Origin of the sequence: Rhodovulum sp. PH10 (assembly GCF_000293785.1) — a bacterium.
Lineage (GTDB): Bacteria > Pseudomonadota > Alphaproteobacteria > Rhizobiales > Xanthobacteraceae > Rhodoplanes.
In genome coordinates, this window is sequence record NZ_AKZI01000141.1 from 23,326 (window position 1) to 34,085 (window position 10,760).

Here is a 10,760-nt window from a genome sequence, read left to right on the forward strand (position 1 = left end):
CCTTCACACCCCTACGAACCAAGGCTCACACGCCTGTGCCGTCCTCACGGCGTTGGGCCGGCAGGCTCGGCGCGGCGAGAACGCGGGCCGTGCGGCTCGCGGCGCGCGACCACCCGGCCGGCTTCGAGGCGGACGATCTCGTCCATGCGAGCGAGGCGCGCGGGGCGGTGGGTCAGCAGGAGGAGCGCGCGGGCGCCCGACCCCTCGGGTCGGGCATCGCCGTCCAGCGTACCACCGGGCTGTGAACCACCCGGATTTGCACCACCGGAAAGCGTACCACCGGGCTGTGCACCACTCGGCTGTGCACCACCGAGAAGCGCATCGCCGGGCCGTACATCGCCGGGAAGCGAACCGCCGGGCTTCGTACCACCGGGCTTCGCATCGCCGCGCAACACATTGCCGGGCAAAACCTCGTCGAGCAGGGCATCGAGGAGGCGCGCCTCGGTCGCGACGTCCAAGCCCTCGGTCGGCTCGTCGAGAATCAGGATCGGCCGGCGCGCCACCAGCGCCCGCGCGACCAAAAGGCGCCGCACCTCGCCGCCCGACAGTTTTGCGCCGTGCGCGCCGACGAAGGTGTCGAGCCCGTCCGGCAAGGCCTCGATCAGCGGCAGGATTTGCGCGATCCGGCAGGCCTCGCGGAGCCGCGCCTCGTCGGCCAGCGGATCGCCGACCAGAAGGTTGTCCCGGATCGAGGCGCCGAACAGATGGTCGTGCTGGCCGACCAGCGCGATGCGCTCGCGCACCGCCTCGCCGGTGAGCCGCTCGTAGGCGACGCCGCCGAGCGACAGCCCGCCCGCCCGCGGCGGGACGAAGCGCATCGCCAAAAGCGCGAGCGTCGATTTTCCCGATCCGCTCGGCCCGACCACCGCGACCCGCCGGCCGGGCGGCAGCGTGAGCGTGATGCCGCCGAGCGTGTCGTGCGGCGCGCCCGGATAGGCGAAGCTCACTTTGTCGAGCACGAGGCCGGTCGTGGCCGGGAGTGGCGCCGGGTCGGCGGGATCGCGGATGGCGGGTGGGCGGTCGGCGAGCGCGAACACCCGTGTCGCCGCGGCGAGCACCGCCGGCACCGCCCGCAAAGCGGCCGGCACCGCGCCGACCGCATCGAACAGCGCGAGGCCGAGCAGCGCCAGCATCGGCAGGTCGGCCGGCGCCAGCGTTCCGGCGGCGACCGCCGACAGGCCCAAAAGCAGCGCCGCGATCAGCTGGCCGTGGGCTGCGAGCAGCATGCCGGCGCCGTCGAGCGCGGCCGCGCGGGCGAGCAAGTTTTCGTCGGCGACGAGGGCGTCGCTCGCCGCCAGCGTTCTTTGCCGATGGATGCCGTCGGGATCGTAGATCGCCAGCTCCGCGAGCCCCTCCACCTCCTCGACCAGATGCGCGTTCAGTGCCGCGGTCCCGCTCGCCAGCCGGCGCGCGGCGGCAGCACTCCGGCGTTGCAGCGCCAGCGGCAGCGCGAGCCCGGCGAGGCCGAGCAGCGCGGCCGCGAGGGCTGCGATCCGGCCGTCATAGGCGGCGATCCAAAGGAGCGCCGGCACGGCGACCAGGAGTGCTGCGACCAATGGCGCGACGACGCGCAAAAACGCCTGCTCGAGCCGGTCGATGTCGGCGCGCAGCCGGGCGAGCAGATCGCCGTCCCGGAGGGTTTCCAGGTTCGCCGGCGCGCTTCGCTCGAGGCGGGCGAACAGCCACGGCCGCAGGCCGGCGACGAAGCGCAGCGTCGCCTCGTGGCCGATCACCCGCTCGGCGTAGCGCCCGGCGATCCGCACGATGGCAAAGGCGCGGATCATCGCCGACGGCGTGAAATAGTTCATGGTGGCGCCGGCCACGCCGGCGAGCGCCATCGCGGTGACGAACCAGCCGGCGGTCGCCATCAGCGCGACATGGGCGAGCGCCGACAGCGCCGCGAGCAGCACGGCGAGCGCCATCCAGCCGGCCTGCGGCCGCATCAGCGCGAGCAGGCGGAGAAACACGCTCATGCCGCGCCGTCCCCGTCCGCGTCTGCGCCGTCCAGCGCGGTGCGGAAGAGCGCGTCGAACCGGCCGCCGGCCGCCCGCAACGCCGCCTCCGGGCCGATCTCGGCGACCCGGCCGGCCTCCATCACGAGAACGCGGTCGGCGTGCTGCAACGTCGCGAGGCGGTGGGCGATCGTCAGCATCGTCCGGCCGGGCCGCAGCAGGCCGAGGCTCTTTTGCACCAGGGCCTCGGTCTCGGCGTCGAGATGGGCGGTCGGCTCGTCGAGCAGGACGAGCGGCGCGTCGCGATAGAAGGCGCGGGCGAGGCCGAGCCGCTGCACCTCGCCTCCCGACAGCGCGTGGCCGCCGTCACCCACCATGGTATCGAAGGCGTGCGGCAGCGCCGCGATGCGCTCGGCGATGGCGGCGGCGCGGGCGGCGCGGAGAATGCGGGCCCGGTCGGGCGCGGGGTCGCCGAGCGCGATGTTGTCGGCGACGCTTCCCGCGAACAGCCGCGGCCGCTGCGGGATGTAGGCGATGCGCCGACGCAGCGCGGCGAGGTCGATCTCCTCCATCGCGACGCCGTCGATCAGGATTTTTCCGGCAGTCGGCACGACGAAGCCCATCAGCAGCGCGAGGAGGCTCGATTTTCCCGCTCCCGACGCGCCGACGATCGCCAGTGTCTCGCCCGCCGCCACCTCGAATTCGACGCCGTCGAGTGCCCGCCGCCCGCCCGGAAAGACGAGCCCGACGTCGCAGAACCGGAGGGCGACGCCGGCCGATCCCGGTGCGTCCCCCGTGGTCGCGTGTGACGCTTCGGTGGCGGTGGCCGGCCGGGCGAGATCGGGCAAATTTTCGAACGCCACCAGCCGCTCGGCCGCGCCGAGCGCCTCCATGCGGGCGTGATAGGCGGTGCCCATCGCGCGCAGCGGCAGATAGAATTCCGGCGCCAGCAGCAGGACGAACAGGCCGTGCTGATAAGTCGTCTCGCCCCACAAGAGGCGGAAGCCGACCAGCACCGCCACCAGCGCGATCGACACGGTGGCGAAGAATTCGAGCGTCAGCGCCGAGAGGAAGGCGAGCCGCAGCACCGCCATCGTCTCGCGCCGATAGCCGTCGGCGGTCTCCGCCACCGCCCGCACCATGCGCCGGCCGGCATTGTAGGCGCGCAGCGTCGGCAGCCCCTGGATGGCGTCGAGGACGTGGCCGGACATCCGCTGCAGATGCCGCCACTGGCGCTGGTTCAGCGCCTCCGCGCCCTTGCCGATCAGCACCATGAAGAACGGGATGAGCGGTGCCGTGACGACGAAGACGAGCGCCGAGAGCCAGTCGAGCGGCGCGACCACCGCGAGAATGCCGAGCGGGATCACCACCGCTTGGGTGACGGCCGGAAGATAGCGCGAGAAGAACGGCTCGACGCCGCGCGCGCCGTCGGCGATCACCGCGACGATCTCGCCCGAAGGCCGCTCGGCGACGCCGGCCGGGCCCGCGCGATCGAGCTTTGCCAGCAGGCTCTTGCGCAATGCCGGCACGACCCGCATCGCCGCGGAGAAGCCGAGCCGGTCGGCCGCGTAGGCCGTCGCGGCACGCAGCAGCACGACGAGAGCGAGCAGCGCGAACGGTGTGGCGAGCGTGTCGGCTGCGCGGTGCTCGATCAGGCCGGCATGGAGAATGGTCGCGACCAGCCACGCCTGCGCGACGATGGCGACGCCGCCGAGCAGCGCCGCCGCCATCGCGAGCCGCAGCTCGCGCCGGGCGAGCGGGCGGAGGCGGCGCAGGCACGCGGCGTCGGCGCTTTTTTCGCTCACCGGTCCCGCCGCGTCGCGAGGCGAGGGGCCGGGATGCCGGCGGGCTCGACCGCCGACACGGCTAGCGGGTCTCGGCGTCGTCGCCGTTCGCCGGCTCGAACTCGCTCTGGAACTCGAACCACATCACGTTGATGACGCCGACGGCGAGCGCCGCCGTCACCCCGAGGATCCAGGTGAAGTACCACATGGTCGGCTCCCGTTCCTGATCTCAATAGGCGTGGTGCTTCTTGGCTTCGATGTCGGCGATCGAGACCTTGCCCCACATCGCGCGATAGCACCACACGGTGTAGGCGAGCACGATCGGCAGGAAGATCAGGACCGCGAAGAACATGATCGTCAGCGTCAGATGGCTCGACGGCGCGTCCCACACGGTCAGGCTCGAGTTCGGCTGCGTGCTGGACGGCATCACGAACGGGAACATCGACACCCCCGCCGTGGCGATGATCCCGGTGATGCCGAGACCGCTCGCGACGAAGCCGAGGCCGGGCCGCCCGACCCGCGACAGCAGCCCCGCCAACAGCGGCGCGAGGAGGCCGATCGCCGGCAGCAGCATCGCGACCGGCAGTCGCGCATAAACGTCGAGCCACACGCCGGGCGCGCGCATCACCTCCTTCGCCAGCGGATTCGGCATCGCCGAATGGGCCGGCTCCGAGACGATGCGGTAGCCGTCGATCCCGAGCCAGACCCACACCCCGCCGAGCGCGAAGAGGAGCGGCACGACCAGCGCGAGCACCGCGACCGCGCGCTTCGCGCGATGGGCGACCGCGCCGTCGGCGCGGATCTGCAGCCACAGCGCGCCGTGCAGCGCGAGCATCGCCACGCTCACCAGGCCGGCGAGCAGCGCGAACGGGTTCAGGAGCGGCAGCAGCGCCCAGATGAACGAGCCTTCGTAATGCGGCTTGAGGAACGAATCGAGGTGGAACGGCACGCCCTGCAGCAGATTGCCGAAGGCGACGCCGAAGATCAGCGCGGGGATCAGCCCGCCGGCGAACAGCCCCCAGTCCCACGCGCTGCGCCAGCGCGGGTCGTCGAGCTTGGAGCGATAGTCGAACCCGACCGGCCGGAAGAACAGGCCGATCAGCACCAGGAGCATCGCCAGATAGAAGCCGGAGAAGGCGGCGGCATAGACCGCCGGCCAGGCGGCGAAGATCGCGCCGCCCGCGGTGATCAGCCACACCTGGTTGCCGTCCCAGTGCGGGCCGACGGTGTTGATGGCGACGCGGCGCTCCTCGTCCTTGCGGCCGACGAAGGGCAGCAGCATGCCGACCCCCATGTCCATTCCGTCGGTGACGGCGAAGCCGATCAGCAGGATGCCGACCAGCATCCACCAGACGAGCTTCAGGGTCTCGTAATCGAGCATGGCTCGTTCCTTTCCTCGGCGTCCCGATCATTCGGCGGGGGTGAGGCGCGCTCCGGGGAGCGCGTCGGGGGCGCGATTCTGCTCGTGATGATAGCGTCCGGTGTGCAGGCAGCTCGGCCCGAGCCGGGCGAAGCGCACCATCAGAAAGATCTCGATCGCGAGCAGCACCGAGTAGAACAGGAGATAGGCCGCCATCGAGGTGACGATGTCGGTCGTGGTCAGCGCCGAGGTGGCGAGGAAGGTCGGCAACACCTCGCCGATCGCCCAGGGCTGGCGGCCGAACTCGGCGACGAACCAGCCGGTCTCGCAGGCGATCCACGGCAGCGGGATCGACCACACCAGAATCCTCAGGAGCCAAGTGTTCTTCTCGAGCGTGCCGCGCGCGAGCAGGAGGAACGACAGCGCGAACAGGCCGAGCATGGCGAAGCCGAGCCCGACCATGATGCGGAAGCTCCAGAACAGGTAGGGCACGTAGGGCACGCTGTCCCACGCCGCCGCCTGGACCTGCGCGTCCGTCGCGGTCGCGGGGTCGGTGACGTAGCGCTTGAGCAGCAGCCCGTAGCCGAGATCCGCCTTGTGCTGGTCGAAGGTCGCGCGGGTTTCAGCGGTCTTGTCGCCGGCGCGCAGCTTCTCGAGCATCGCATAGGCGACCGTCCCGGAGCGCACCCGCGTCTCGGCATGGGCGACGAGGTCGCCGATGCCGGGCACCTCGGTGTCGATCGAGCGCGTGGCGATCAGCCCGAGCGCCCACGGCACGCGGATCTCGAAGCCGTTCTCGCGCTTCTCCTGGTCGGGAAAGGCGACGGCGTTGAAGCTCGCGGGCGCCGGTTGCGTGTGCCACTCGGCCTCGATCGCGGCGAGCTTCATCTTCTGCACGTCGCCGAGCTCGTAGCCGCTCTCGTCGCCGAGCACGATGACCGACAGCGCCGAGGCGAGCCCGAAGCCGGCGGCGACCGCGAACGAGCGCTTGGCGAAGGCTACGTCGCGGCCCTTCAGCAGGTACCAGGCCGAGATGCCGATCACGAACATGCTCGCCGTGACGTAGCCGGCGGCGGTGGTGTGGATGAACTTCACCTGCGCGACCGGGTTGAACACCACCGCCCAGAAGTCGGTCATCTCCATCCGCATGGTGTCGGCGGAGAACTCGGCGCCGACCGGGTTCTGCATCCAGCCGTTGGCGACCAGGATCCACAGCGCGGAAAGGTTGGTGCCGAGCGCGGTGAGAAACACCACGACGAGATACTGCACCTTGGAGAGCCGGTCGCGGCCGAGCAGCAGCAGGCCGACGAAGGTCGACTCGAGGAAGAACGCCATCAAGCCTTCGATCGCCAGCGGCGCGCCGAACACGTCACCGACATAGTGCGAGTAATAGGCCCAGTTGGTGCCGAACTGGAACTCCATCGTCAGTCCGGTGGTCACGCCGAGCGCGAAATTGATCGCGAACAGCTTGGTCCAGAACCGCGACATGTCCTGGTAGATCTGCTTCCCGCTCATCACGTGGACGGATTCGATGATGACCAGGATCCAGCTCAGGCCGAGGGTGAGCGGAACGAAGATGAAGTGATACATGGCGACGGCGGCGAACTGCCATCGCGACAGCTCGACGAAGGTTTGGTCGATCATGAGGAGTGTTCCGGGTCGGTCGGAAGCGCGCGGGTGGGGAGCGTCGGCGGGATGCGGCACCCGCGGCGGGGAGGGGCGTGCGTGCGGCGGACGGGCCCGTCGCAGAGATCGGCAGCGTTCTCGTGCCGGCGAAGGTTCTTCATCGCGGACCGAACGGCTTCATATCGTTATTTTCGCATGTGATGTCAGACGAAGAGAGATCCGTCAATCCGGAGAATTCCCCCGTACCGCCGTCGCGAGGCGTTCGCCGGGGGCGCGAGCGGGACTTCCGCGCGCATCGACGACCGTGACGGAGGGTTCTGGATACCGGCGAGCGATCGCACTATCGTGCGCCCGCGGCACGTCGCAGTGCCTCGCCGGAGAGTTGCAATGCCGAAACGCACGTTCAGTCTCGCGCTGCTCGCCGCCGCGGGCGGTCTTGCGGCCATGCTCACCCTCGCGGTCGCCGCCGCGCCGGCGCTGGCCCAGGGGCGCGCCGCGCCGCCGCCGACGATGGCGATCGACGACCAGCCGGGCTACCAGCCGAGCGCCGAGGAGGAGGAGCTCGCGCCCGCCTGGCAGCGCCAGCTGGTCTTCTTCCGCACCACCGAGTCGCCCGGCACCATCATCGTCCACACCGCCGAGCGCTTCCTCTATGTCGTGCTCGGCAACAACCGGGCGCTGCGCTACGGCATCGGGGTCGGCCGCGAGGGATTCCAGTGGCAGGGCCTGAAAACCATCGTGCGCAAGGCGGAGTGGCCGGACTGGACGCCGCCGGCGGAGATGATCGCCCGCCAGCCCTATCTGCCGCGCTTCATGGCCGGCGGCCCCGGCAACCCGATGGGCGCCCGCGCCCTCTATATCGGCGGCACGGTCTACCGCATCCACGGCACCAACCAGCCGCAGACCATCGGCCACGCGGTCTCGTCCGGCTGCTTCCGGCTGGTCAACCACGACATCATCGATCTCTACGATCGGATCCCGGTCGGGACCCGCGTCGTCGTCAGGCAGGCTCCGGAGCTCTGAACATGCAAGTCGTCCGTCTGGTTCGCGCGTCGCTCGCGCTCGCGGCCCTCTCGATGGCGGCCGTCTCGGTCGCGGCCGTCTCGGTCGCGGCGGTATCGGTCGCAGCGGTCTCGGTCGCGTCGTCCGCGCTCGCAGCCGAGCCGAAGACGTCGCCGACCCTGAAAGCCGTCCGCGAACGCGGCGTGCTCGTCTGCGGCGTCAACCAGGGCCTTCCCGGCTTCTCGACCCGCGCCGAGGACGGCAGCTGGTCGGGCTTCGACGTCGACTTCTGCCGGGCGGTCGCCGCGGCGATCTTCGACGATCCCGCAAAAGTGCGTTACGTGCCGCTCGACGCCGAGAAGCGGTTCACGGCGCTCGCTGGCGGCGAGGTCGACATCCTGTCGCGCAACTCGACCTGGACGCTCGGCCGCGAGATCGCGCACGGCATCGTCTTTCCCGCGGTCACCTATTACGACGGCCAGGGCTTCATGGTGCGCACCGCGCAGCCGGCCCGCTCGCCGCTCGAGTTCGGCGGGATGAAGGTCTGCGTCCAGGACAACACGACCACGGCGAGCAACGCCGCCGCCTTCTTCGCGGCGAACGGCGTCGATGCGAAGCTGATCACCTCGCCGGACCTGAAGGACGCGGTGAAGGCCTACGAGGACGGCCGGTGCGACGCCTTCACCAGCGACGTGTCGCAGCTCCACGCGCTGCGCAGTGCCTTCGCCGCGCCGGCCGAGCACGCGGTGCTGCCGGACGTGATCTCCAAGGAGCCGCTCGGCCCGGCGGTCCGCCAGGGCGACGAGGGCTGGGCGCTGATCGCCCAGTGGGTGCATTTCGCCATGGTCGACGCCGAGGAGATCGGCGTCGATTCGCAGCGCATCGACCAGGCGCTGGCCTCGAAGCGGCCGGCGGTGCGGCGGCTGGTCGGCACCGACGGGCATCTCGGCGAGGGGATCGGCCTGTCGCCCGACTGGGCGGTGCGGATCGTCCGGCGGGTCGGCAATTACGGCGAGGTGTTCGAGCGCAATGTCGGCGCCGGCACCAAGCTCGGCATCCCGCGCGGCCTCAACGCGCTGTGGAACGCCGGCGGCATCCAGTACGCCCCGCCGGTGGAGTGAGGCTGCGGCGCACGGGCGGGCCGGTTCGGCCGGCCGCCCGTCTGCCGCCGGCCGGATCCCGAACACGACAGGAGCGCGTTTTTCCACGCCGCGGACCTCGGTCCGCGGCGTGTGAGCGCGTGCGCCTGCCCGCATGCGGTGCGTGTGCGAACAGCGCTACGCAGTCGTGCGTATTGTCGAGCATGGTCGCTAAAGCAACAAACGATCGAACATCGAGCCCGATCACCCGCGAGCCTCGCAAAGCCCCGACCATGGTCGACCGCGGCGACACCATCGAAACCGCCGCCCCCGCTCGGGGACGCCCGGTCGCGAGCGCGCCGCCGATGAGCCGCCTTTCCCCGCCTTCCCAGCCCGCCCCGTCGATCCGCCCCTAGCGCCACGCGGCCTTCGCGCGGTCGGGACGGCATCGTCGCGGCGGCCGGACGGCGCCTCCGTCGGCTTTTGGTCCCGCGGCGACGAACCGGCTCGACAGGTCTCTCCGGGGTGCGCCCGCCGCCCGCCCGGAGATCGCCTCGACGCGCTGCGTCTCGATGGGCCCGCACGGGCCCGCCGAGCAGGAAGGAACGAGATCATGAGCGAGCCGCACATCCGCGACAACGAATGGTGGGTCTGCCCCTACAACGACGCGGCCGAGGTCGCCGCCGACCGCCGGCTGCCGGCGCGGGTGGAGATCCACGACGCGACGCTGCGCGACGGCGAGCAGACGCCGGGCCTGGTGATGGACGTCGCCGACAAGGTGGCGATCGCCGAAAAGCTCGCCGAGGTCGGCGTCGAGCGGATCGAGGCCGGCATGCCGGCGGTCTCGGCGATGGACTACGCCGCCATCAAGGAGATCTCACGCCTCGGGCTGCCGTCGAAGATCTTCGCGTTCGCGCGCGCCCTCACGGTCGACATCGACAAGGCGCTCGACTGCGGCTGCCACGGCGTGATCATCGAGATCCCGATCGGCTATCCCAAGCTCAAATACCAGTTCGGCTGGACCTGGGAGGACGTGCTGAGAAAGAGCGTCGAGGTGGTCGCCTACGCCAAGAAGCGCGGCCTCTATGCGGTGTACTTCCCCTACGACACCACCCGCGCGCGCCCGGACGATCTCGACAACCTGCTCGTCCGGCTGATGCAGGAGGCGCCGCCCGATTCGGTCGGCATCGTCGACACCATGGGCTGCGCGCTCCCCGAGGCGATCAAATACATGGTGCGCCGGGTGAAGCGGCTGACCGACCTGCCGGTCGAGGTGCACACCCACAACGATTTCGGCATGGCGGTGGCGACCGAGCTCGCCGGCGTCGAGGCCGGCGCGTCGTGCGTCCATGCCTGCGCCAACGGGCTCGGCGAGCGCACCGGCAACGCCGCGCTCGAGGAGCTGATGGTGGCGCTGCACGTGCTGTACGGCTACGACCGGCAATATCGGCTCGACAAGCTGTCGGAGCTCGGCGCGCTGGTCTCGCGCATCACCGGCGTGCCGATCGCCGCCAACAAGCCGATCCTCGGCGCCAAGAATTTTACCCGCGAATCCGGGATCGGTGTGGACCTGGTGGTGAAGGAGCCGCTGGCGATGTTCGGCACCCACCCGGCGCTGACCGGCCGCCGCGGCGAGGTGGTGCTCGGCAAGAAGAGCGGCAAGGCGTCGATCACCTACACGCTGGAGAAGCTCGGCCTCCCCGTCCCCGACGACGCGGCGATCGGCGAGATGCTCGAGCGGGTCAAGGCGAAGGGCATCGCCAAGCGCGGCCTCGTCACCGACGAGGAGTTTCGCGAGATCGCCGCAGCCGTGCTGCCGGGCCGGTAACCTCGCCCGTGTCCGCGCCGGCCGGGGCCGCGAGCGGCCCGAACGCCCGCCGGAGCGCGGGTGTTCGACCTCTCATACCGGCGGCGGGAAACTATGACCTCATCCTGAGGGTCGCCGAAGGCGACGTCT

At 70.7% G+C, this 10,760-nt stretch carries 8 protein-coding genes; 3 read left to right on the forward strand and 5 right to left on the reverse strand.

The features are described 5' to 3' along the window. Window positions 1-44: 44 nt before the first annotated feature. The 5 genes from cydC to A33M_RS19230 all read right to left on the reverse strand — a co-directional run bounded on the left by cydC (window position 45) and on the right by A33M_RS19230 (window position 6,740). Complete coding sequence (gene cydC / locus A33M_RS19210; protein WP_008390730.1) at window positions 45-1,973, reverse strand: thiol reductant ABC exporter subunit CydC; 1,929 nt, start codon at window positions 1,971-1,973, stop codon at window positions 45-47. Next, on the reverse strand, window positions 1,970-3,757 hold the full coding sequence (gene cydD / locus A33M_RS19215) for a thiol reductant ABC exporter subunit CydD (protein WP_008390731.1): 1,788 nt from the start codon (window positions 3,755-3,757) through the stop codon (window positions 1,970-1,972). The genes cydC and cydD overlap by 4 nt, the downstream gene beginning before the upstream one ends. 61 nt (window positions 3,758-3,818) lie before the next feature. Beyond that, a complete protein-coding gene (gene cydX, locus A33M_RS23225; protein ID WP_008390732.1) occupies window positions 3,819-3,944 on the reverse strand; it encodes a cytochrome bd-I oxidase subunit CydX in 126 nt (41 codons plus the stop codon). Between the two features lie 21 nt (window positions 3,945-3,965). Then, the gene (gene cydB, locus A33M_RS19225) at window positions 3,966-5,117 is read right to left on the reverse strand and encodes a cytochrome d ubiquinol oxidase subunit II (RefSeq protein ID WP_008390733.1); all 1,152 of its coding nucleotides are present in this window, start codon (window positions 5,115-5,117) and stop codon (window positions 3,966-3,968) included. Window positions 5,118-5,144: 27 nt separating this feature from the next. Continuing rightward, entirely contained in the window at window positions 5,145-6,740 is a 1,596-nt protein-coding gene (locus tag A33M_RS19230; RefSeq protein WP_008390734.1) for a cytochrome ubiquinol oxidase subunit I, read from the reverse strand. A gap of 369 nt (window positions 6,741-7,109) precedes the next feature. Here A33M_RS19230 and A33M_RS19235 point away from each other — a divergent pair, with 369 nt between their 5' ends. From A33M_RS19235 to A33M_RS19245, 3 genes are all read left to right on the forward strand, one after another. Then, window positions 7,110-7,745, forward strand: a complete 636-nt coding sequence (locus tag A33M_RS19235; protein ID WP_008390736.1) for a L,D-transpeptidase — start codon at window positions 7,110-7,112, stop codon at window positions 7,743-7,745. Between the two features lie 2 nt (window positions 7,746-7,747). Next, window positions 7,748-8,845, forward strand: coding sequence for an amino acid ABC transporter substrate-binding protein (locus A33M_RS19240; protein ID WP_008390737.1), 1,098 nt, complete (start codon window positions 7,748-7,750; stop codon window positions 8,843-8,845). A 571-nt stretch (window positions 8,846-9,416) separates the two neighbouring features. Continuing rightward, window positions 9,417-10,631 (forward strand): LeuA family protein, encoded by a 1,215-nt coding sequence (locus A33M_RS19245; protein ID WP_008390742.1) that lies wholly within the window; start codon window positions 9,417-9,419, stop codon window positions 10,629-10,631. Window positions 10,632-10,760: the final 129 nt, after the last annotated feature.

What these genes read in the sequence shown, in the direction of transcription:
- cydC (WP_008390730.1), bottom strand. Translation starts at nt 1,973, where the DNA reads ATGAGCGTGTTTCTCCGCCTGCTCGCGCTGATGCGGCCGCAGGCCGGC.
- cydX (WP_008390732.1), bottom strand. Translation starts at nt 3,944, where the DNA reads ATGTGGTACTTCACCTGGATCCTCGGGGTGACGGCGGCGCTCGCCGTC.
- cydB (WP_008390733.1), bottom strand. Translation starts at nt 5,117, where the DNA reads ATGCTCGATTACGAGACCCTGAAGCTCGTCTGGTGGATGCTGGTCGGC.
- A33M_RS19230 (WP_008390734.1), bottom strand. Translation starts at nt 6,740, where the DNA reads ATGATCGACCAAACCTTCGTCGAGCTGTCGCGATGGCAGTTCGCCGCC.
- A33M_RS19235 (WP_008390736.1), top strand. Translation starts at nt 7,110, where the DNA reads ATGCCGAAACGCACGTTCAGTCTCGCGCTGCTCGCCGCCGCGGGCGGT.
- A33M_RS19240 (WP_008390737.1), top strand. Translation starts at nt 7,748, where the DNA reads ATGCAAGTCGTCCGTCTGGTTCGCGCGTCGCTCGCGCTCGCGGCCCTC.
- A33M_RS19245 (WP_008390742.1), top strand. Translation starts at nt 9,417, where the DNA reads ATGAGCGAGCCGCACATCCGCGACAACGAATGGTGGGTCTGCCCCTAC.